Raw genomic sequence first — 23,302 nt, forward strand, 5'->3', positions numbered from 1 at the left:
GGAAACGAAAAAGCCCGGTTTAAAACCGGGCTCGAACAAACACGCCTATTGACAATGGCTTTCTCATATTAAAGGGGTCGCCGCCGCTAAGGCGTTGACCCCTTAATCCAAGCAACGGCGCTGCCCAGCTTTCCAGAACTTGGGCTGCCGTCGACACTATTCTACCCACGAATGACATTTTGAACAATCGGCAATGCCGCTCCAAAAGCCAGGCACAACTGGCACAACCTAGGCGGTCGCTGAATGTGACAAAGGGACTGCCCTTCGTCACATCCTAAATATTGCCTTTACGTGTTGATGCACACGGTGTGCAATAATACTCGCACTGTGCAATAGCGCACAGTCTGAGTAACAAGGAGGACGCTTGTCCCAGCTCGAGAAATGCGACCGCCGGTCCCTTCGCTCACAGCGTGCCCTTCGCCAGGCGCTTGCCAGCGAGCTTGCCGAAAGCGGCGACCTTTCGCGCATTAACGTCGCGTCGCTCACCGAGCGCGCTGGCCTTACGCGCCGCACGTTCTATTCGCACTACCGCGATATCCCCGACTTTATCAATCAAATCGAGGACGGCTTGCTGGCCGAGATCCGTGAGCGCATTGAGCTCATCACCGCAGCTCAGCTGCCCGATCTCTATCACAACATCGATGAGCTCGAGCCGGCACCCGGTTCGGTTGAGTTGCTGCGCTACCTTGCGGCCAACCGCGATTTAATCGGATCGCTGCTGGGCCCGGGCGGCGACCCCGCCTTTATTAAAAAGATCATCGATACCGCACGCGAGGCTGTGGTGCCGCGTGCGCAGACGGGCATTTTGGGCCTGGCGCTGGGCGCGTTCTTTGACTACTACGTCACCTACGTCGTGAGTGCCGAGGTCGGCATGATTCAGCGCTGGTTTGAGCGTGGGCTCACCGAATCGCCCGAGGCCATGGCGCGCATTATGACGGTGCTCGCTTTTGTGCGCCCTGGTGACCTGTATGGCCAACCCATCGATATCAACGTGCCGGAATACGGCATGAAGCTATTGAACTTGCAGCTCGAGGACGCGGCCGACACCGCCGCAACCGTCGAGTCCGACAACTAAGAGGAGAGACAATGAGCAAACTCGTCGAGGGCATCAAGGACCGTATGGTCGCTGCCGCGCGTGAGGCGGCACCCGCCGTGGTGGATGCCGCGCAGAAGGCCGCGACCGCAGCTGCCGAGAAAGTTGCCGAGGCAGTTGCCGATGCCAAGAACGCGGCAGGGGAGACGTCCGTCGCTAGCGAGCCCGCCACCGCCGCTGAGCCCGTAGCCGCCGCCCACGCCCCCGAAGGCGCGATCTTCAACCCCGAGAACGCTCGTGGCAACCTGCACCTGGGTATTGACGTGGGCTCCACCACCGTTAAGCTCGCCGTGCTCAATGACGACAACCAGATCGTCTACGCCAAGTACCAGCGCCACCACACCGACGTCCGCGCCTGCGCCCGCGACTTGTTCGAGGGTGCTGTGACCGTGCTGCCGGCTGCCCAAATGACCTGTGCCATCACCGGTTCGGGCGGCCTGCTGCTGTCCCAGTGGCTCGACCTGGAGTTTGTCCAGGAGGTCATCGCCAGCAAGCGTGCCGTCGAGACTCTCATCCCGGCCACCGACGTCGCCATCGAGCTGGGCGGCGAGGACGCCAAGATCATCTACTTCGATAACGGTATCGAGCAGCGCATGAACGGCACCTGCGCCGGCGGCACGGGCGCGTTCATCGACCAGATGGCAACCCTGCTGCACACCGATGCCAGCGGCCTCAACGAGCTCGCGGCCAACGCCACCACCATCTATCCCATCGCCAGCCGCTGCGGCGTCTTTGCCAAGACCGACGTGCAGCCGCTGCTCAACGAGGGCGCTCGCCCCGAGGACGTGGCCGCCTCCATCTTCCAGGCTGTCGTGACCCAGACCATCTCGGGCCTGGCGTGCGGCCGTCCCATTCGCGGCAACGTCGCCTTCCTGGGTGGCCCGCTGCAGTACCTCTCCGAGCTGCGCCACCGCTTCTACCTCACGCTTAACCTAGACGAGGAGCACCGCATCGTGCCCCAAAACGCCCACCTGTTTGTGGCGAGCGGCGCCGCCATGGCGCACGAGTCCAACAAGCTCAGCACGTTCCCGCAGCTTATCGAGGCCATCGATGCCCTGGGCGACACACAGGGTGCCGAGGTCGAGCGTCTGGATCCGCTCTTCGCCACCGACGAGGACTTTGCCGAGTTCAAGGGTCGCCACGACACCGAGGTCGTCCCCAAGGGCAAGCTCGAAGGCTACACCGGCCGCGTGTTCATTGGCATCGACGCCGGTTCCACCACCATGAAGGCCGCGCTCGTGGGCGAGGACGGCCAGCTGCTGCACACCTGGTACGGCAACAACAACGGCGACATCCTGGGCACGGCCAAGGTCATCATGGCCGATTTCTACAACCACATCCCCGCTGGCTGCACCATCGGCCACGTGACCACCACGGGCTATGGCGAGGCGCTGCTCATCGAGGCCCTCAAGGCCGACTCGGGCGAAATCGAGACCGTCGCGCACCTGCGCGGCGCCAAGGCGTTCCTGCCCGGCGTCGAGTTCATCCTGGACATCGGCGGCCAGGACATGAAGTGCCTGCGCGTCAAGGACGGCGTCATCGAGCACATCATGCTCAACGAGGCTTGCTCGTCGGGTTGCGGTAGCTTTATCGAGAGTTTCGCCGTGTCTATGAACATGGACGTGCGCGCGTTCGCCAACGCTGCCATCCATGCCAAGGCCCCCGTCGACCTGGGCAGCCGCTGCACGGTCTTTATGAACTCGCGCGTCAAGCAGGCGCAAAAGGAAGGCGCCACGGTGGGCGACATCGCGGCCGGCCTGTCCTATTCCGTCATCAAGAATGCCCTGTTCAAGGTTATTAAGCTGCGCGACCCCAAGGAGATCGGTAGCCAGGTGATCGTCCAGGGCGGCACCTTTATGTCCGATGCCACGCTGCGTGCGTTTGAGCAGCTCACTGGCGTTCATGCCGTACGTCCCGACATCGCCGGCTGCATGGGCGCCTACGGTGCGGCCCTGCTTGCCCGCGATCGCGCCGGCGCCGATGGCACCTCGACCATCCTCTCGGCCGAGGACATCGCGCACCTCACCGTGACGCAAAAGCATGTCCGCTGCGGCCGCTGCTCCAACAACTGCCAGCTTACCGTCAACGACTTTGGCGGCGGCAGGCGCTTCATTACCGGCAACCGCTGCGAGAAGGGCGCCGGCCACAAAAAGCAGAAGACCGAGGCCCCCAACCTCTTCAAAAAGAAAAATGAGCTGCTCTTTAACCGCGAGGTGCTGAGCCCCGACGAGGCCCCGCGCGGCACCGTGGGCATCCCGCGCGCACTCAACATGTACGAGAACTACCCCTTCTGGCACGCGTTCTTTACGCGCCTGGGCTTTAGCGTGCAGCTGTCCGACCAGTCGAGCAAGAAGACCTACCAGGCGGGCATCGAGTCCATGCCCTCCGAGAGCGTGTGCTATCCGGCCAAGATGAGCCACGGTCATGTGATGAACCTTATCGACCGCGATGTCGACTTCATTTGGATGCCGTGCGTGCGCTGGGAGCGCAAGGAGGATCCGACCGCCGGTAACTGCTACAACTGCCCCATCGTCATGAGCTACCCCACGGCGCTGGCGCTCAATATCGACGAGATCCGCGAGCAGAACATCGAGTTCCTGTACCCGTTTGTGCCGTATCACGACAAGACCGAGCTCAAGCGCCGCCTGTACCAGGTGCTCGCCGTCGACCGTGTGGCCGATGCTGAGGCCGGTCGCGGTCGCGTGCGCGGTCCTAAAATCACGCGCTCCGAGGTTGATGCCGCCGTCAACGCTGCTTTTGAGGCCGACGCGCGCTTCCACGAGGATATCCAGACCATGGGCGAGGAGGCTCTCAAGTGGGTCGAGGACCACGGCGGTCACGGCATCGTGCTCGCCGGTCGTCCCTACCATAACGACCCCGAGATCAACCATGCCCTGCCCGAGCTTATCTCGAGCTTTGGCTTTGCGGTCTTTACCGAGGATTCGCTCGCGCATCTGGTGAAGCCCGAGCGTCCGATTCGCGTCGTCGATCAGTGGATGTATCACAGCCGCCTGTACGCCGTCGCCCGTTTTGTGACGATGCGCAACGACCTGGACCTGATCCAGCTCAATTCCTTCGGCTGCGGCCTGGACGCTCTGACCACTGATCAGGTGCAGGAGATCCTGGAGGCCAGCGGCAAGATTTACACCGTGCTCAAGATTGACGAGGTGTCCAACTTGGGCGCCGCGCGTATCCGTATTCGCTCGCTCATGGCGGCGCTCAAGGACCAGGAGGCCGAGCGCTTGGCCGAGGCTACGGCCGCGGGCGAGACTTACGAGCAGGGCGATGCCGCGCCGGTGGCGCCCTCCACGGATGCCCCCGCGTTCGCGAGCCGTAAGTACACGTTCGAGGCGCAGCGCGAGAGTGCTTCGACCGCGTGGCCCAAGGTGCCCTTTACCGAGCAGATGCGCGAGGAGGGCTACACCATCCTGTGCCCGCAGATGGCGCCGATCCACTTTGACCTGGTCAAAGAGGTGTTCCGTGGTGCTGGCTACAACTTGGAGCTGCTGCCCTCGACCGATCACGATGCCGTCGAGGCCGGCCTGCGCTACGTGAACAACGACATCTGCTATCCGTCGATCCTGGTGACGGGCCAGATCATGGAGGCCATCGAGAGCGGTCGATACGACCTGTCCAAGACAGCCGTGGTTATCAGCCAGACCGGCGGCGGCTGCCGTGCCACCAACTACATCGCACTCATCCGCAAGGCCCTGCGCGAGAGCGGCCACCCCGAGATCCCGGTGATCTCGCTTTCGGCCGTGGCGCTGGGCGAGGACAACCCTGGCTTTAAGATTACGCCGGCGCTGCTTAAGCAGGCAGTCTACGCGGTGCTCTTTGGCGACGTGATGATGCAGATGCTCTATCGCTGCCGCCCGTACGAGGCTACGCCCGGTGCCGCCAACGCGCTCTACGAGGAGTACATGGCGCGCGCTCGCAAGCTGGCGCCCAAGTTTAACCGCCACAACTACACCAAGCTGTGCCGCGAGGCCATCCGCGCGTTCGACACCATGCCGCTCGTGGGCGAGGGTACCAAGCCGCGCGTGGGCGTGGTCGGCGAGATCCTGGTCAAGTTCCATCCCACAGCCAACAACCACGTGGTCGATGTCATCGAGCGCGAGGGCTGCGAGGCCGTGGTGCCGGGTCTGCTCGACTTTTTCCTGTACTCCATGAGCAACGCCGAGCTGCAGAAGGACGAGTTGGGAAGCTCCGCTACCACGCGCGCTGGTATGCAGGCGCTCATCAAGCTCGTGGACTGGATGCGCACGCCGGTGGAGGAGATGCTCGAGAAGTCCCGCCGCTTCGAGGCGCCCGAGCGCATCGGCACCATGGCCGACAAGGCCCGCACGGTGCTTTCGGTGTGCAACAACATGGGCGAGGGCTGGCTGCTCACGGCCGAGATGCTCGACCTGATCGATCATGGCGCACCCAATATCATCTGCACGCAGCCCTTCGCGTGCCTGCCCAATCACGTGGTGGGCAAGGCCGTGATTAAGGAGCTGCGCCGCCAGCATCCCGAGAGCAACATCGTCGCGGTGGACTACGACCCCGGTGCATCCGAGGTCAACCAGCTCAACCGTATTAAGCTCATGATCAGCGTGGCAAAGGAGAACATGCGCGCCGGCAAGGGCTTTAAGCTCGAGAAGGTGGCGCCGCTCGCGATGGACGAGGTCACCGGTCAGATGCATGCCCACGACGGCTGTGCGAGCTGCGGATCTGCCAGTGAGGAGGCCGTTGCATCGGTCGCCAAGCGCCTGGGGCGCGGCATTAAGAAGTAGCTGGTCTGCTATGGGCTAGATATGAGACAAACGGGTGGTAGCCGTACCGGCTACCACCCGTTTTTGCTGGACATATGTTGCGCAAATGACCTTGCTACAGCCTTCCGTGGGCTTGTCCGATTTTTGGGCCGGTTCGGGCTTTGAGGACAAGTTGCTGCAGGCCCAAGGCGATTTTTCGCTCAACGCGGGCCAACATAGCGTGACCTATCTGCCAAGTTCTGACACGGCAACGACCGGTCGCTACCAAGTGCTGCTGTACGACAACAACTTTGGTGCGGCCGAAAGCTATCCCAAGTTCGACTGGGGCCAGCTGGGTGCCGCGGTGGTGACCGACTACAGCCGCGGCTCGCATTCGTTTGGGCGCATCTTTACGGTGGACGAGGTGGCACGCACCTACGGGCTCGAAGACCAGATCGCGGTGCCGTTCTCGGGCTACGTTAGCAGTGTGCAGCGCGTCGGCAATTCGAACAGCATGCTCGTGGCATCGGGTCAGGCCAAGACCTTCACCGAGTACGACCGCTACGGTCTACCCATCGCCACCTACGAGATGGAAGCCGATAAGTACATCTACCGCGTGTACAAGTACGAGCTGTAGGGCCGCGCTTAGGTTTGACCAATGGAGTATGAAAACACGCCGTTCGCCGATGCCCCCTCCGCGAGTAGCAGCCATATGGTTTGATAAAAGAAGCATATAGTTGTCGCCAGCCTGCTGGCGACGTTCTACCTGATATCGGAGGTTCCAGGTATGTTTCGCGCTCCGTTAAACAACTATCGGTTGGGCTAACATGGGTCGCCGTGCTATTTCGATAACCCTTGCAGTGGTCTGCCTGGCTGTGCTCCTGGGCGCTACAGGGCTGTTTGCTATAAGCCGAGAAACGTCTTATATGCAGGAATGCGCTTCCGAAGGGTTTGCCATTGACGGTTACTATCGGGACGACAAGACGAGTCTGGAAACCCTGGCCTTTCTTGAAGAGGATAACCATCGGTGGCAATTGGTCGACAAAGACGGCAGCTGCGTTGACGGGCAGTTTAAGCGTACGAACGATCCCAATATCCTGGTATTAAAGAAGGAAAACGGCGAAGAATTCGGCACGGTTCACGTTGCGTATATATCGCGCCGACGCAATCAGGGGCAGATTTACCTAATTAGAAATACTAAGGTGACCCGATTTTATCTTGTGAGCACCGATCCGGCGTTTACGGTGGAGTCTGGCGATGTCGATGCGGACGTCTGATTCATGGCAATAAAACAGCGAGCGGAGCGCGGACGTGAGCTACGTCCCGCTTTTTGCATGTGCCTGCGTCGCGTCTGAGCCTCGCCGCGACTTGCGCCTGTGCGCGGGAGCCATCCCATGCTCCGCATTACTCCACATCAAACTCCACGCGATCGAGTTCGGGCACGTTGAGGTCAATGAGCTTGCGGGCGACGCGGCGGTCGTGTGCCCCAAGCGCCTCGCTTGTCGTCACATGGGCGACAATCTCGCGCTCGACGATGCCCTCCTCGTCGCCTTCGGTGGTCGAGGTTTCGACGGCGACGGTGTAATCCTTAAAGCCCGGCAGCACCGCGGCGAGCTCGCGCGTGGTTTCGGTGACGCCATAGCCGTCCTGCACGCCGGCCTGCGCCGAGCCAATGGACCCCGCGGTCATGACGATGCAGGGGATGGTAAAGATCATCGTGCCCACAATGATGCGGCGGCGCACCTTGCGTGACAGCTCGTTGACCTCGGTGTCTTCCTCAGCGGTCACAATGCCGTCGCCGTTGAGGTCGCGCTTGAGCGGCACACGCAAAAGAAGCAGTACGGCTTCGGCAGCCAGCGCGATAAAGACCACGTTGATGCCAAACTCATAAAGCGCCGAGAGAAACAGTGACCCGCTTGCGATGGCGATGCCGTAGCCCGCCGCGCACAGGGGCGGCATGAGCGCGGTTGCCACGGCCACGCCGGCGATGAGCGTGGCGGGTTCCTGGTCGCGCGAGTTGCCCAGGCCACCCGCAAAGCCGCCCGCGAGCGCGACGGCAAGGTCCCACACGGTGGGCGTCGAGTTGTCGATAATGGCGGCCGTGGTGGTGCCAAGGGGCGAGAGCTTAAAGTACAACGTGGATGTGACCAGGCAAAAGGCCATCTGCAGCGCAAGGCTGGCGATGGCTTCGACGGTAATCTCGCGGTCGAGCGTGGCGATGCCGTATGCCATGGCAAGGACCGATCCCATAAGCGGGCAGATGAGCATGGCGCCCACGATGGCGATGTCCGAATCGATATCGAGGCCGATGCTTGCGATGAGCATGGCGATGATGAGGATGCACAGGTGAGAGCCGGTCAGGCGTGCCCCGTTTACAAAGCGCTTGCGGATTACGTGGTAGGGCGCGCGACCCTCGCGAATGTTGAATGCGCGCTTTAGGAAGCGGGTGGCGTTCTCCATGGCCTCGCTATGGGCGGGGCGGATGCCGTGGCGCCGGTGATGGCGTTCGCGTAGTCGCTTGATCTGTTGTTTGTCGAGTTCCATGTCCACCTCGTTCCAGCGCGGTCCGCGCAACGCGCCCGTTGTCCTAACTCTACACCGTGGCGGGCAGGGCGTCTGTTGGATGTGGGATTCGATAGGGCAGATGACGCGGGAGCAAATGCAAATCACAGGCTCAATTCGATCCCGCAAGAATATGATGCGCCAGCTCCTACATATGTGACGAAATTGTGAAGCACGAGAGCGTAAATTTCAAAAAATACGCTGGTCGCCAATGTTGCGCAACAGAATTCAAAAATCGACAGCTACCGTTTGATACGTATGGATACATCCGTGTCAAAGGGAGAAAGCCATGGCAAACTACAGTCCACAACACTTTGAGCCTCGGGCCAAGACTGTCAACGTCAAGGGCGTTGCTAACCGCGCCGTCGCAACCGTTTTGACGGCGGGCCTCATCGCTCAGCCGCTCATGTCGCCGCTGGCGGCAATCGCCGCACCGTCAACCGGTAACGGCGATTCTGTTCAGGGGGGTAGTTCTGTAGAGAATACCGTTACCGCCGGTAACCAAGCGGTCGTAAAGACGGCTGCCCAGCTGGCCGAGGAGTCGGCAAAGCAGCTCAAGGACGCTCAGGCCGCCTACGATGCCGCCCAGAAGAAGGCCGACGCGGCGGGCCAGTCTCAAAAGCAGGCGCAGCAGCAAAAGAATCAGGCCTCGCAGGCCGTGACCGATAACGCCGCCGAGCAGAACGAGGCCGAGGTAGCCGCGCTTCAGGAGAAGATTGACGAGCTTAAAGCGGCCGTCGAAAAGACCGAGCAGCAGCAGAAGAAGCTGGGCGACCTGAACGATCAGCTCGAACAGGCCAACAAGAGTGTCGAGGATAAGACGCAGACGCTCAAGGACGCCAAGGCAAAGCAGGATGAGGCCAAGAAGGCCCTCGATGATGCCCAGGCCAAGCTCGAGGCCATGGGTATGGACGAGTACGCGGCCGCCAAGAAGGCCGTCGAGGACGCGCAGGCAAAGCTCGATGACGCCAATAAGGCCGTTACTACTGCACAGGACAATCTGGACCAGGCCAAGGCTGCCGAGGCCAGCGCCCAGCAGGAAAAGCAGAATACCGAGGCAGCTTTGACGACTGCCCAGGCCAAGAAGCAGGAGACTGCCGCTGCTCTCGCAGTCGCAACCACCGCGCGCGATAACGCCCAGCAGAAGTTCAACCAGGCGCAGGCCGCGCTCGATGCTGCCGTCTCGGGTACGGGTGTTGACCTGAGCGCGCTTGAGGCCGCCAAGATCGCTGCTGCTGGTGAGCTCAAGACCGCGCAGGACGCGCTCGAAGCCGCGACGACTGCAGACGCCACCGCACAGGCGAACCTGCAGGCTGCGCAGACTACCGTCACCGCCGCGCAGGAGAAGGCCAACGCCGCCAACGCTGCTGTGGCATCTGCCCAGTCTGCATACGATGCGGCAAACAAGGAGTACAAGGACGCGGCCAGTAAGCGTGACGCCGCGAAGACGGCATACGAGCAGGCCCAGCAGACCGAGGCCGACAAGAAGGCTGAGTACGACCGACTCGTCGAGATTCGTCAGCAGAAGAGCAACGAGTTCGATCAGGCTCGTGCTGAAGTAACCGACGCGCACAATGCATACGACGCCGCAAACGCCGAGGTCGAGAAGCTTAACCAGCAGATTGCCGACCTCAAGTCGAACATGACCGTAGACCAGAATGTCATCAACCAGGGTATGTTCGGCTTCATGAACTACATCATCGGCGGCAGCCAGTTCACGGCCACGCAGAAAAAGAATGCCCAGGAAGCCGCATCGATGCTGACCGGTGCCGCTGACAAGGCCGAATGGTATGACAAGTACGTCGATCAGGACATGTCTCGCGACACCAATCCGCTTTCCTTGGAGCAGATGCGCAACGCCCTGACCTACCTCGATACCCAGAACAACCTCCGCAAGGCGAACGGTCAGTCGGAGCTCAGCGTCAGCCTCCGCATGACTGCGGCAGCCGCACTTAATACATCATATTCATCGAACATCTGGGGACACTCGAACTGCTATTTCGATCAAGGTGAGAACCTTGCGGGCGGCGGCGGAGCATACACCGGAGGCGAAACCGAGGATACCCTCGGCTGGCCATATACCGGTCTCTACACCCAGGAGAAAGAGGCATTCGATAAGTACGTTGCACAGTATGGCGACGAACTCGGCAGCCACCGATATGATTCCTACTATATCTACCAGCACTACAACAGCATCTACCATGAGTGCGGACACTATCTCAATATCATCGATGCCGGTGCGAAGGCTATCGGCATCGCAACTGGTAGCGGTAAGAACACCGATTCCGAGGTAACCATTTTCGACTATAGTGGAAGCACGGGGCAGAAGGACTTCACTGTCTCCGAGTTCAAGAAGCTCGTCACCGACTATATCGATTCTGCTTACAATGCAGGCGGCACTCAGGAGCAGAAGGAGCAGCTGAAGCAGCTACAGAATAAGCTGGCGGAGGCGCAGAAGAACTTCGGGACTGCCGGAACGGCTTATTCTGACGCATTGGATAAGCAAGAAAGCTCTCGCGACGCCTATACCGCGGCCGACACGAACATGAACACCGCCAAGGGCGAGTATGAGAAGGCTAAGTCCGGTACCGCCGCCGCGAAGACGGCATACGACGCCGCGAAGGACGCACTCGGCGGAATCGACATCGAGTCCCTCAAGCAGAACCTCGATGCCGCCAAGGCCGAGGCCGCTACTGCCCAGGCGGCTCTCGATAAGGCAAACGCCACGCTTGCTGACAGTAAGACGAAGGCAGCCGAGGCCGCTGCTCACAAGGCGAAGGCTCGCAGCGCCCGCGATGCCGCCAAGGCAAAGTCCGAACAGGCCAATGAGGCGTATGACAACGCCACGGCTTCGGTCAAGGACCTTGCTGCCAAGCGCGATGCCGCCCAGGCGGACCTTGCGAATAAGCAGGGCTCGCTTGACGATGCCAAGAAGGCCGACGACACTGCCCAGGCTGGCGTTGACAAGGCTCAGGCCGCAGATGTGCACGCCGCGACCGCTCTTTCGGGCGCCAAGCAGGCAGTTGCCGCCAAGACGCAGACCCTGTCCGACGCACAGGCGAAGGCCAAGGCTGCCGAGGGCGAACTGGCCGGCGCAAACAAGGCCTTCGAGCGCTTCGCTGGAGCCCAGAAGGCGGTCGACGACGCCAAGGCCGCCTATGACGCCGCCGTCGCCGGTGTCGCCGATGCCCAGAAGCAGCTCGAGGCCGCCAACGAAGCCGTCGTCGATGCGACCTTCGAGATCGTCGAGGCCAAGGCCGAGCTTGCCAACGACGAGGCGCTCAAGGCCGATCTTGAGGCTGTCGACCACAAGGCATCCCTTGCCGCGGGCACGACGGGCAACGAGAAGCTGGTCAAGCTGAACGCTGCCTACGCTCGCTATAAGGCCGCCGTCGATGCCGCCGCTGGCCTCAAGGCTGCTCTGAGCGATGCCGATGCCAAGCTGTCCGATGCCAACGACGCCTATGCCGCCGCGCTTGCCGAGCTCGGAGATGCCAAGGATGCCCTGGCTGCCGCTCAGGCCGAGTACGACAAGTATCATCCCAAGGCTGAGCCGCAGGCCAAGCCTCAGGTTGCGCAGGCTGCTGCAAAGGCCCCCGTTGCCAAGAAACAGGCTGCGCCTGCCGCGCTCGCCCAGACTGGCGACAATTCCGCGCTTGCGGGCGAGGTGTTCGTCATCGGCGGTGTGACGCTCGTGGCAGCGGGCGTGACGCTGGGCGATCGTCGTCGCAAGCAGATGTAGCGTTTCGAGCGTAGATTCTGCAACGAACTTCGGTTCATAGCGGGAACGCTTCGATAGCTTAACCGATAAGGCCGGCGCGCTGTTAAACGCAGCGCGCCGGCCTTTCTTTGTTTCGATATCAAAAAGCCCGGTCAGCAGCCGCAGAAGCTACCGACCGGGCAAGCCGTAGGCAATATGGTTGCTGTCGAGCAGCTGCTCGACTTAGCCCAGCAGGCTTAAGCCCACGGAGACAAACGCCAGGATAACGCCGACGATGGACTCGCCGCCGAGCAGGCCGCTGGCAACGACCAGACCCTGTTCCTGGAAGGCGGCGTCCTTGGCAGCTCTCTCCTCGTCGGAAAGACCAGCGGTGGCGTCGCGGTGGGCGGACCACTTGTCGTAGGCGAGCTTGACGCAGGAGCCCAGGAATGCCGTGAGTGACATGTAGAACGGCAGGTACACGCCCAGGCCGATCATCATGGCCGGAATGCCGAGCCAGTACATGACGATGCCGGCGATAAAGCCGCCAACGAACCACGGCACGCTCGGGATGCCCGAGACCATGGTGGCGACGACGCTTGCCTGCGCGGCAACAAAGCTCTTGTCGGGGCCAAAGGCGTCCGGGCCATAGGCGGTGACGAGCGCGACCATGACGGCTGCGGCGACCAGGGCGCCCACGATGCCGCCGATGGCTTGGCCGATCCATTGCGCACGCGGGTTGGTGCCCAGCACGGCGCCGGCCTTAAAGTCGTTCATGACGTCGCCCGCAAGGCCGCACGCCACGGCAACGATGCCGGCGATAAAGAACAGCTTGACCTGAGCGATCTGTGCGAAGGCAGCCACGATGAGCATAACGATGAGGCCAAAGATTTCCATGGGGTCGATACCCGTCTGGCCGCAGCTCTGCGCGCTCATGATGGTGGTGACAAAGGTGAACAACGTGACGATGACGGCCGGAACGGGGCCAAGGTCGAGCGCGATGGCAACGATTACGGCGATGGCGGCAGCGCCCAGGCCGATGATGCCGGCGTCGAGCTTAAGAGAGCCCGAGATAAGCGACTGCTCGTCGGTGTCGGTGGAGCTGTCGGCGGCAAGACCGCGGACGATACCGGCGACCTGCGGCAGGATGTCCTTGAGGACGACGGCGACGCCAAAGCCCATCATAAGACCCATACCGAGGGATTTGACGATACCCTGCGCGGTCACAATATCGAACAGGCCAGCAGCGGTGCCGCCAACGATGATGCCAAAGTTGCCCAGCAGCGCGCCGGCAAACCAGAAGGCGACGGGGGCGAAGCCCACGAGGAAGCCGATGGACAGCAGCATGGGCGAGTTGTAGATGGCAAAGGTCACGCCGGGGATATTGAGCGTGCACAGCATACTGGGCACCACGCCCAGGGCGTCGCGCAGCACGCTGTAGATGCCTGCGATGGCCATGGAGCCAAAGAGCTGCTTACCGGTCTTGCCGCCGGCCTCGGTAGCACGTAGGGTCTGGGCAGCGGCGTTGCCGGTGGGGAACTCCAGCGCGGCGTCCACGATAAAGTGACGGTGGATGAGCGCTGTCGCTAGAAGGCCCAAGATGGTGCCGGCGAGCGCCACGATAAACATGTCGAGCCAGCTGATCTGGTCGGCATAGCCCAACATCCAGGCGCCCGGGATGGTAAACGCCAGGCCGCCGGCGACCATGGCGCCCGCAGACATGATGGTGTGGGTGACGTTGGCCTCGTTGAGGCTGGCGTTGCCCATGAGCTTAAGGAAGAACAGCGAAATGACGGCAGCGAAAATGATCGGCCAGGGGAGGGCGCCCATCTTGAGGGCGGTATAGGCCGAGCTTGCCGTGATGATCACGCAGCCAAGGGCGCCGATGACGACGCCGCGCAGCGTGAGTTGACCGCGCATCGAGGTGCGGTTCGAGGGATTGCTCATATAGAACTCCTTTGCGTATATCCGCTTCCCCCGGGAGCGCCGCTACGGATACGGCGCGGGAAGTCGGGTTACCAAGGGCCGATGCGTGAGCTCGCGTACGACCGCGCATCAGTATAGCCGCAAGCTAGTCATTTTGGGATGACTGGTTTAGGTAGGCGATATACTGCTGGGCAGACGAAAGGAGCGCCGACGATGCTTAATGGGTGCGCATATATATTGACGGTCGACGTGGGCAACACGTTCATTCGCTTTGGCCTGTTTGCAGAGGATTCGGCCGCGGCGCAGGAATGCCCGCTTGCGACGTGCGAGATCACGACGCCGTCGAGCATTACAGCCGACGAAGCGCGCATGAGGCTCGCGCAGGTCATGGGCGCGCTGGCGGCCGATGCGGGCATGCCCGGCGCGCTCGTTCCCGCGGCCGCAGTGCTGAGCTGCGTGGTGCCGGCGCTCGAGCGCCCGTGGAAGGTGGCGCTTTCCCGTACCTGCACGGGACGCGTGCTCACGGTGGGACCGGGACTTAAGATTGGCATGCCCGTCCACTACGACGACCCCGCCGAGATCGGCCCCGACCGCATCGCCGATGCCGTGGCGGCTCGTGCCGTCTACGGCTCTCCGTGCATTGTGATCGACCTGGGCACTACGACCAATATCGAGGTCATCGATACGCACGGAACCTTTGTCGGCGGCGTCATCGCGCCGGGCCTGGCACTTGGCGCCCGCTCGCTTTCGGCCGCTGCGGCGCGCCTGCCGCAGGTCGAGCCCTCGGCACCGGCGCGCGTCATCGGTCGCAACACGCGCGAGGCCATGCGCTCGGGCGTGGTTCTGGGCGAGGTGGCCCGCATCGACGGCATGCTCGACATGGTGCTCGCCGAGATGCGCGCGACCAAGGCCGCGGGGGAGGGCGATGTGCCCATCGTCATTACCGGCGACGATGCCGAGGCGCTTGCGGCGTTGGTTGGCCATAGCCTGACGGTCGACGATGCGCTGACGTTGCGGGGTCTCGCCGAGCTCTACCACATCAACCAAAAGCCCCGACGCGCGTAGGACGGGGGCTGGTGGGATAAGCGCCCCTACCTTTCACCTGCTACAATGGGTCAAACTATTGCGATTTCGGAGGTGTCTGCCATGTCGGACGATCTTCATCAAACCGCGTCGGGCAAGCGCCGCGACGTTATTAGCTGGGATGAGTTCTTTATGAGCGTGGCCATCGCCGCGCAGCGCCGCAGTAAGGACCCCAACACGCAGGTGGGCGCGTGCATCGCCAACACCAACCACCGCATCCTTTCGGTGGGCTACAACGGTACGCCCTCGGCACTCAACGACGACTTTTTCCCGTGGGGAACGAGCGACGACCCGCTGCAGGACAAGCACAACTACGTGGTGCATGCCGAGGCAAACGCCGTGCTCAACTACCGCGGCTCGCTCAAAGACCTCGAGGGTTCCACGGTCTACGTCACGCTGTTCCCGTGCCACGACTGCGCCAAGATCCTGGCGCAGGTGGGCGTGGGCGAGGTCGTCTACCTGGACAATAAGTATGCCGACACCGATGACGGCCGTATCAGCCGCCGCATTCTCGACTCCTGCGGCATCAGCTACCGCCAGGTCATCGTCGATGTTCAGATTGGTACCGGGGGACAAGCTCAGCAGTAGTGCGTGCCAACGCCAGCTGGCGGCAAAACAGCCAAAAGAGCCCCGTCCCAAATTGACTACTCGTGAAAGTCGCGTCTGCGCGCATGGACGGCTCGTGAGCGGGTACATGGCTGTAGTAACATAGCTTCTGTCCGCGGGCGCGCCCGCGTTATTGTGAGAAAGGAGCCCCTGTGGCTGTTAACGAAGAGCTGCTTAAGAAGGTTCTTGAAGAGATTCGCCCCAACCTGCAGGCCGACGGCGGCGACATGGAGTATATAGGCGTTGATGACGAGGGCGTCGTCAAGCTGGAGCTTCAGGGCGCCTGTGCCGGTTGTCCCATGAGCGCCCTGACGCTTTCCATGGGCATCGAGCGTATCCTCAAGGAGCACGTGCCCGGCGTTACGCGTGTCGAGCAGGTCAATGCTTCCGGCGAGGCCGAGGACCTTTACGACGAGTACGCGCCGTTCTAAGATGCGAAAGCTGCGGACGGTACGCTCCGCATAGACGTTACGTCCAAATATGCGGCTGCGAGCGTAAGGCCCGCGGCCGCATTTGTATGTAGGGAGCAGGGGGACCGATATGCTCAACGACCTCTACCATATGCTTGATCCCGTCGCCATCTCGGCGGGGCCCATCACCATCTACTGGTACGGCTTGGCCTATGTGGTCGGAGCTCTGCTCACGGCGGTCGTCATGTACCGCACGCAGCGCCGTTGGGGTTTTGACATTACGGTCGACGACCTGACGAGTGTCGTGGTCGGCGTGGTCTTTGGCCTTATCATTGGCGCCCGCCTGTTCTACGTCATCTTTTACGGCGACGGCTACTACTGGGCGCATCCGCTCGAGATCTTTGCTACCAATGAAGGCGGCATGAGCTTCCATGGCGGCCTGGTGGGCGGCATCATCGGCGGCGTGCTCGTGTGCCGCATGTACAAGCTCGACGCCTGGACCATCGCCGACCTTGCCGTTATCGGTGCTCCGCTGGCCTTATGTCTGGGACGCTGCGCCAACTTTGTCAACGGCGAGCTGTGGGGCAAGCCGACCGATCTGCCCTGGGGCGTGATCTTTGGCGGCACCGCGGGCGATATGCCGCGTCATCCTTCCCAGCTCTATGAGGCATTCCTAGAGGGCGTCGTGCTCTTCTGTATTTTGCAGGTGCTCAGCCGCAAAAAGCCGCTGCTGCCCCAGGGTACGTTTATGGGCGTGTTCGTGATGGGGTACGGCATCGTCCGCTTTCTCGTTGAGTTCGTGCGCGTGCCCGATGCCCAGCTGGGTTATCTGCTGGGGGGCGTCATCACCATGGGCCAGCTGCTGAGCCTGCCACTCGTGATTGCCGGTCTGGCGCTCATCATCTTCGCCCGACACCGCAATCGTCCCCAGCGCATCTACCTCGACGCCTAACCAAGACCACCACAAAGGGGACAGGCACCTTTGTGGTGGTCTTGCCGAGTTTGATAGGTTTCTAGAAAGGCTTTCGGACTGTGAAGGATTCCGACCTCTCCACAACGGCTGCGCGCGACGCTGCCCGCATCGTCTGGTTTAAGCGCTACCCCGCCAAGCAGACGCTCATCGCATTTTTGCTCGCGCTGTTGGCGACCACGGCGTTTTCCATCGATCCTGCCCCGGTGTCGAGCAACGCAGTCTTGGCGATTGACCCCAAAGCCTCGGGCATGCTGTACGTGTGCTACGAGGTGCTCCTCTCGTTTGCCGGCCATACCGACGCGGTCATGCTGCTTGCGCTTGCCTGCCTGCTCACCTTGCCGTTTCGCTACGTGTTCTTTGGCCGTGGCGACACCTGGCGTCCATCGATCATTCTGCCGTCGCTGTTCTTCGCCATCTGCATGGTGTTCGGCCGCAGCTACGATCTCACCGACTCGGCCGAGATTGTCCTTGGCGACAAAGCCCGCATCATCTGCGCCTGGATTGGCGGCGCGGGCTGGATGCTCTTGGCGGTCGTTGCCTTCTACCTTGCCTTTGAGTGTCTAGATTGGCTGAGCTCTCGGCGCATTCCGTTTTCCGAGGCGCACTTTGGCCGCGTATGGCGTGTGACTCACGCCGTGCTCTCGGTCCATCCCTTTGCCGGGCCCTTCCTGGTGCTTATGGTCGCCTGGGCGCCCACGCTCATCGCTTCGCTGCCCGGCCTTTTTATGGGAGATACGGGTGCGCAGATTCGCCAGTGGTTCAACTACCCCAACGGCACGAGTGACTACCTGCGTCTGCTCAATCCCAATGTGTTGCTCAACGGACATCATCCCGTGGTGCACACGGCTATCATCGGTTCGTGCGTCCAGCTGGGGCTTTCACTGTTCAACAGCGCCAACGCAGGTCTTGCCATCTACACCTGCGCTCAGTTCGTCATTACGGCCGCCTGCATGGCCTATTCCATCTCGTCGCTGCGCAAGCTGGGCGTGAGCCTGCCGGTCCGCGGCGTGATCTTGCTGTTCTTTGTGTTTATGCCGATGTTCTCTAACTACGCGGCGTTGCTCACCAAAGACGTGCTCTTTGCCGACGCGTTCTTGGTGCTGCTGGTACAGACCGTCAAGCTCGTGGCATGTGGCTTGCCCCGTCGTGATGCCAATGTCGAGCGAACGGGCGAGAAAGCCCCCGTGCTCTTTGCGCGCCACGACTGGCTGCTGCTTGCTCTGGGCGCCATGGGCTCCACGTTTCTGCGTAACGGCGGCCTGGTGTTTCCCCTGGCGGCATGCGTAATCGCGGCGGCGCTTTGCGCATGGGACGTGCATGTGGCTCGTCGTGCAGCCAAGCAGGCTGGTGCTGCGCCTTCGGGCGCCACCCCGCGTTTCCGCTGGGTGGGAGTTCTTGCGGTGCTTGCGCTCTGCCTTGCCTCTAATATGTACTTCACCAAGGTCTTTATGCCGGCACACGACATCACGCCTGGTTCCAAGCGCGAAATCCTCTCGATTCCGTTCCAGCAGACGGCTCGTTTTGTCCAAAAGCACGACGGCCTCAACTCGGGCGTCAACCCCACGGTTAAGGAGGACGGCACCATCGTGGAGGCTCCTTGCGACGGCTTGGTGACCGACGAAGAGCGTGCCGTGATCGACCGTGTGCTCAAGTACGAGAATCTGGGGCGCCGTTACAACCCGGATAAGTCGGACGCCGTCAAAAATTGCTTTAACGAGTACGCCTCGCAGGAGGACATCAAGGCTTATTTTGAGGTGTGGGCCCAGATGTTCAAAAAGGATCCCGAGTGCTATATCTCGGCGCTCATCAATAACTACTACGGCTACTTTTATCCGAGCGCCCGCGATGCGTGGGTCTACAGCACGGCGCGCAGTGCCGAGATTATGGCGAAGCCCGATAACCTCAAGTACTTTGACTTCCATCCGGTCGATAGCAAGGTCGTGCGCTGGTGCGACCACCTGATCAATCTGTACCGTGTGGCGGTGCAGCGCATCCCGTTTATTTCGCTCACCATGAGCTCGGCCACCTATGTGTGGATCATGATCGCCGTGGTGGTCTACCTGCTGCGTCGTCATTCATGGCGTGCGCTGGCGATCTGGGTGCCGCTGTTGGGCGTGCTCGCCGTGTGCCTGATTGGCCCGTGCAACGGCTCGACCTACATGCGCTACCTGTATCCGGTTATCGCCTGCATGCCCTTTGCCATCGGCGCCACCGTCACCCGCAGCGACTTCCTCTGGTCCTAACTTGGTGCATTGAGGTCAGGTTTCTTTGCACCAAAGGGGCCATCATCACGACGCCTTCATTTTGGGGTTTATCTCGCAGGCCAGTAGGTATATCATAACGACGTTTGTTTATATTGCCCGAGCATCTGCGCTGGGCTTTAGGTCGAAACCGATAGGAGACACGTATGTCCGGACACTCTAAGTGGGCCACAACCAAGCATCGTAAGGGCGCGCAGGACGCCAAGCGTTCCGCCCTCTTCTCCAAGCTCAGCCGCAACATCACCGTTGCTGCCCGTCTCGGCGGTGACCCGCTGCCCGAGAACAACGCCAGCCTCGCCGCTGCCGTTGCCAAGGCCAAGGCTCAGTCCATGCCTAAGGACAAGATCAAGTCCGCTATCGACAAGGCTTTTGGCTCGGGTGCCGATGCCGCCGTCTACGAGAACATCGTGTACGAGGGCTACGGTCCCGCCGGTGTCGCCGTCTACGTCGACTGCCTGACCGACAACCGCAACCGTACCGCCGCTGATGTCCGTTCCGCCTTCTCCCACGCTGGTGGCAACCTGGGCACCTCCGGCTCCGTTGCCTTCCAGTTTGAGCGTAAGGGCCAGATCGTCGTCGCCAAGGAGATCCTGGACGAGAACGCCAAGAAGGAGACCATGATCGCCAACGGTGCTGCCGGTGACGAGGATGAGTTCATGATGGCCATCGCCGAGGCCGGTGGCGAGGACTACGAGGATGCCGGCGAGGAGTGGATTGTCTGGACTACTGCTAACGAGGTCATGGCTGTCTCCAAGGCGCTCGAGGAGCAGGGCGTCCAGGTCAAGGGCTCCGAGACCACCATGGTCCCGACCACCCCGACCGAGGTCTCCGGCGCCGACGCCAAGAAGGTTCAGCGCCTCATCGACCGTCTTGAGGAGCTCGACGACGTCCAAGATGTTTACAGCACCATGGACATGACCGACGAGGTCATCGCTGCCCTCGAGGAGGAGTAGCGCCCGCACGGGTTAAGCCGTGCATATCTGGGCATAATGAAGCGAGCATGCAAGCCTCGTGGAATAGATGAGCCGGATCCGCGTGCGTAGAGCACCGGACCCGGCTCTTTTATAATGATGCGAACCGTTTTGTATTTCGAGTGCCGAGATTTGAAGGGAGCGCCACGTGCGCGTACTCAAACGAGCCCTAGCGATTGTGTATCTTGCCGCCGCCATCGTGGCGCTGGGTACGCTTGTCTGCCAGTTTTGGGGGCCGTATACGTATCGCTTTATGCTGCTGATGCGCGACCCCATGCCGCGCATTGTCGTGACGGCATGCGGCGGAGTTGTGGCGATCGGCGTGCTGGTAAGCTTCTTCCGCCTGATGTTTGCTCGTCGCGAGCCGTCCTGTGTGCATGCGGCGGGGGAGCGCAATATCGAGGTCACCCTTGCGGCGCTTTCTTCGTGTGCCAGGGCTGCTGCCGAGCGCGACGACCGCGTGATGGTCGAGCATGTCGAGGCCCGCGTCCAAGGCCCCGACGATTCGCACGTCCGATTTAAGGTCGAGGCTATCGCGCTTGACGATAAGGACGTGGCATCTCTGGCTACCGCGATGCAGCAGCGCATCGAGGAAGCTTGCGACATCATGCTCGGCACGCCGGGTACGACCGCACGCGTCCGTTTTTTGCCGTCCAAGACTACCGTCCAGACCGTGGAGGTTTCCGGTGAGTGATACCAATCAAGATAAGACCGCTCGTACGCCGCGCCTGACGATTGACCAGAGCGCCACACCGGCGAGCGAACCTTTTGATTCCAAAGCAGAGGCAACCGAGTTACAAGACGCGGCAGCCGTGGATTTTGACGAGGCTATGGGTCTCATCAAGGGTACGGGCGCTGCCATCTGGAGCTATGCTGTGCGTCATCCCAACACCACGCTCGGTGCCGTCGCTGGCTTTATCCTCGCCGTGTTGGTGCTCACGCTCGGCCTGTGGGACACGCTCGTCATCGCATTCTTCGTGCTGATCGGCGCTGTGATCGGCCAAATTCGCGACGGCGAGAACGGGATCGTCAACTTCTTCGGCCGTCTGTTTAGCGGCCGCTAATATGTATTCGACTGTCGCATCTGCGGCAGGCATAAGGAGGAACCATGGCTTTTAATACGAAGGTCGATGTGGCCGATACCGAGCTCGAGGCAGACGAGACCGTCACCGCCGAGGCCGAGGACGTAACGCTCGAGGACGAGGCGCTCGTCGAGGCCGAGCCCGCCGATGACGCGGACGAGGATGATGAGGAAACAGACGAGTCCGAGGACTCGCTGACCTATTCCAACGGTGTGATCGAGAAGATCGTCGCCATGGCCACCCGCGAGGTGCCGCACGTCCTGGGCATGAAGGGTAACCTTATGCACTTTGTGCAGGAGCAGTTTGGTGCCGAGAATCTGACCAAGGGCGTGACGGTTGAGGTCACCGATGACAATCGCGTGGTCGTCAACATCTCCGTCATTATCGAGTACGGCGCCTATGCGCCCGCGATCTTCGACGATGTCAAGGCACGTGTCACCGAGCGCCTTGCCGCGATGACCGGCCTTGAGGTGGCGGGCGTCAACCTGCGCATCGAGGACGTCATCACCCCCGAGGAGTACGAGCACCGCACCAGCCAGCACGAGTAACCTTCCAAAAAGGGACAGGTTTGTTTTGGCAGGCTTTATCTGCGAAAACGTTAAACGGCCGACCGCGCAAGCAAAAGCGTGGCCGGCCGTTATTTGTATGCCCCCCGATGTGGGCATACCGCTCGTCTAACTAGGGGTTGCAATCGTCGCGTTCCGCGTTACCCTAATGGGCGCATTGTTTCCAAATTGTTAACGAGGGGTTGCCGTAATGGCCGACGAGCACGAAACAGAAAGCAAGGCATGGGCGATTGAGGCCGCCGCGGCAGAGGCGGCATCGCGTGCTGCCGAGGAGGTGCATCGTCCTCCCGTGGTGCCGATGGAGCGCGTGGTTGATCGCACCGATATCGAGCGCGGCGAGCGTGTCGGTCAAAAGCGCAGCCAGGAGCCGGGCTTCCCGCGCTTTTTTGCCGAGCTCAATCTGGGCCTGATTCTTACGGCCTTTGCCATCGTTGCGTTTAAAACCCCTAATCACTTTGCTTTTGGCGGCACCTCGGGCGTGTCGGTCATTCTGTCCACGCTGTTCCCGACCCTGCCCGTCGGCGTCTTTATGTGGATTATCAACGCGGTTCTCGTCGTTTTGGGCTTTATCTTTTTGGAGCGCAAGGCGATTCTTTGGAGCGTCTTCGCCTCGTTTGCGCTTTCGGCCTACGTCTCGCTGTTTGAGCTCTTCATTCCGACCGATGTCTCTCTGACGGGTGATATGTGGCTCGACCTGTGCTTTGCCGTCATCTTGCCGGCGCTCGGCAGCGCTATTGTCTTTGACATCGGCGCCTCGACGGGTGGCACGGACATTCTTGCCATGATTCTCAAGCGCCGCACCACGCTCGAGATTGGTCGCGCCCTGCTGCTGGTCGATATCGGCATCGTGACCATCGCGGCCTTTTTGTATGGCCCGCGTGTCGGTCTGTATTGCGTGCTCGGCCTGTTTGCCAAGACGCTTGTGGTCGACAAAGCCATTGAGAGCATTCACCTGCGCAAAGTCTGCACGGTCATTTGTTCCGAGCCCCTTAAGGTCGAGGAGTTTATCGTCAAGCATCTCAACCGCACGGCGACCATTAGCCGCGGCTACGGTGCCTTCTCGGGCAAGTGCGTGACGGTGATCATGAGCGTACTGAGCCGTCGCGAGGCCGTGCAACTACGCCGCTATGCGCGCGAAGTCGATCCGGGCGCCTTTATCACGATTGTCGACAGCTCCGAGATCGTCGGCAAGGGTTTCCGCGGCACGAACTAGCGCGGACGTATTCAACGAACCGCCTGCTGGCGCCGTGTACCTTGCAAATCGGTCGTCTTTGAGTATTTGACCCCACATTGGGCAATAATGATGCCAAAGACACCGTTTGCGATCCAGGTGATT

17 protein-coding genes are annotated in these 23,302 nt (G+C 61.3%); 15 read left to right on the forward strand and 2 right to left on the reverse strand.

All coding sequences use genetic code 11. From position 1 onward, the window contains the following. Nucleotides 1-364 precede the first annotated feature (364 nt). From ABHR63_RS08000 to ABHR63_RS08015, 4 genes are all read left to right on the forward strand, one after another. Nucleotides 365-1,075: a TetR/AcrR family transcriptional regulator gene (locus tag ABHR63_RS08000; RefSeq protein ID WP_346965283.1), complete on the forward strand. Its 711-nt coding sequence runs from the start codon at nt 365-367 to the stop codon at nt 1,073-1,075. Between the two features lie 11 nt (nt 1,076-1,086). Beyond that, nucleotides 1,087-5,868 (forward strand): acyl-CoA dehydratase activase-related protein, encoded by a 4,782-nt coding sequence (locus tag ABHR63_RS08005; protein ID WP_346965282.1) that lies wholly within the window; start codon nt 1,087-1,089, stop codon nt 5,866-5,868. Nucleotides 5,869-5,953: 85 nt separating this feature from the next. Continuing rightward, on the forward strand, nt 5,954-6,463 hold the full coding sequence (locus tag ABHR63_RS08010; RefSeq protein ID WP_346965281.1) for an aryl-sulfate sulfotransferase: 510 nt from the start codon (nt 5,954-5,956) through the stop codon (nt 6,461-6,463). A gap of 190 nt (nt 6,464-6,653) precedes the next feature. After that, on the forward strand, nt 6,654-7,103 hold the full coding sequence (locus tag ABHR63_RS08015; protein ID WP_346965280.1) for a hypothetical protein: 450 nt from the start codon (nt 6,654-6,656) through the stop codon (nt 7,101-7,103). 127 nt (nt 7,104-7,230) lie between these two features. On the opposite strand, the gene ABHR63_RS08020 is transcribed toward ABHR63_RS08015, so the two are convergent. Continuing rightward, complete coding sequence (locus tag ABHR63_RS08020) at nt 7,231-8,370, reverse strand: DUF389 domain-containing protein (RefSeq protein WP_346965279.1); 1,140 nt, start codon at nt 8,368-8,370, stop codon at nt 7,231-7,233. 307 nt (nt 8,371-8,677) lie between these two features. Between ABHR63_RS08020 and ABHR63_RS08025 the strand changes: the two genes are divergently transcribed. Further along, complete coding sequence (locus ABHR63_RS08025) at nt 8,678-12,130, forward strand: CAP domain-containing protein (protein ID WP_346965278.1); 3,453 nt, start codon at nt 8,678-8,680, stop codon at nt 12,128-12,130. A 201-nt stretch (nt 12,131-12,331) separates the two neighbouring features. On the opposite strand, the gene ABHR63_RS08030 is transcribed toward ABHR63_RS08025, so the two are convergent. Next, entirely contained in the window at nt 12,332-14,035 is a 1,704-nt protein-coding gene (locus tag ABHR63_RS08030) for an OPT/YSL family transporter (protein WP_195445337.1), read from the reverse strand. 192 nt (nt 14,036-14,227) lie between these two features. Between ABHR63_RS08030 and ABHR63_RS08035 the strand changes: the two genes are divergently transcribed. From ABHR63_RS08035 to ABHR63_RS08080, 10 genes are all read left to right on the forward strand, one after another. Continuing rightward, complete coding sequence (locus ABHR63_RS08035) at nt 14,228-15,079, forward strand: type III pantothenate kinase (protein ID WP_346965953.1); 852 nt, start codon at nt 14,228-14,230, stop codon at nt 15,077-15,079. 81 nt (nt 15,080-15,160) lie between these two features. Further along, nucleotides 15,161-15,685 carry a deoxycytidylate deaminase gene (locus ABHR63_RS08040; RefSeq protein WP_052044088.1) on the forward strand — a complete coding sequence of 175 codons (525 nt, stop codon included), beginning with the start codon at nt 15,161-15,163 and terminating at the stop codon, nt 15,683-15,685. Nucleotides 15,686-15,855: 170 nt separating this feature from the next. Beyond that, a complete protein-coding gene (locus ABHR63_RS08045) occupies nt 15,856-16,134 on the forward strand; it encodes a NifU family protein (protein WP_346965276.1) in 279 nt (92 codons plus the stop codon). 109 nt (nt 16,135-16,243) lie between these two features. Next, nucleotides 16,244-17,065 (forward strand): prolipoprotein diacylglyceryl transferase, encoded by an 822-nt coding sequence (gene lgt, locus ABHR63_RS08050; protein WP_195445343.1) that lies wholly within the window; start codon nt 16,244-16,246, stop codon nt 17,063-17,065. Nucleotides 17,066-17,145: 80 nt separating this feature from the next. Continuing rightward, nucleotides 17,146-19,329, forward strand: a complete 2,184-nt coding sequence (locus ABHR63_RS08055) for a DUF6020 family protein (protein ID WP_346965275.1) — start codon at nt 17,146-17,148, stop codon at nt 19,327-19,329. Between the two features lie 164 nt (nt 19,330-19,493). Then, on the forward strand, nt 19,494-20,300 hold the full coding sequence (locus ABHR63_RS08060) for a YebC/PmpR family DNA-binding transcriptional regulator (RefSeq protein WP_006234926.1): 807 nt from the start codon (nt 19,494-19,496) through the stop codon (nt 20,298-20,300). Between the two features lie 166 nt (nt 20,301-20,466). Then, entirely contained in the window at nt 20,467-21,012 is a 546-nt protein-coding gene (locus tag ABHR63_RS08065; RefSeq protein ID WP_346965274.1) for an Asp23/Gls24 family envelope stress response protein, read from the forward strand. Further along, entirely contained in the window at nt 21,005-21,382 is a 378-nt protein-coding gene (locus ABHR63_RS08070) for a DUF2273 domain-containing protein (RefSeq protein ID WP_270225787.1), read from the forward strand. The genes ABHR63_RS08065 and ABHR63_RS08070 overlap by 8 nt, the downstream gene beginning before the upstream one ends. A gap of 44 nt (nt 21,383-21,426) precedes the next feature. Then, entirely contained in the window at nt 21,427-21,948 is a 522-nt protein-coding gene (locus ABHR63_RS08075) for an Asp23/Gls24 family envelope stress response protein (protein ID WP_195568595.1), read from the forward strand. 208 nt (nt 21,949-22,156) lie between these two features. Next, nucleotides 22,157-23,179 carry a YitT family protein gene (locus tag ABHR63_RS08080; RefSeq protein ID WP_196032031.1) on the forward strand — a complete coding sequence of 341 codons (1,023 nt, stop codon included), beginning with the start codon at nt 22,157-22,159 and terminating at the stop codon, nt 23,177-23,179. Nucleotides 23,180-23,302 lie beyond the last annotated feature (123 nt).

It is taken from the genome of Collinsella aerofaciens (genome assembly GCF_039752775.1).
Classification (GTDB): Bacteria; Actinomycetota; Coriobacteriia; order Coriobacteriales; family Coriobacteriaceae; genus Collinsella; species Collinsella aerofaciens_R.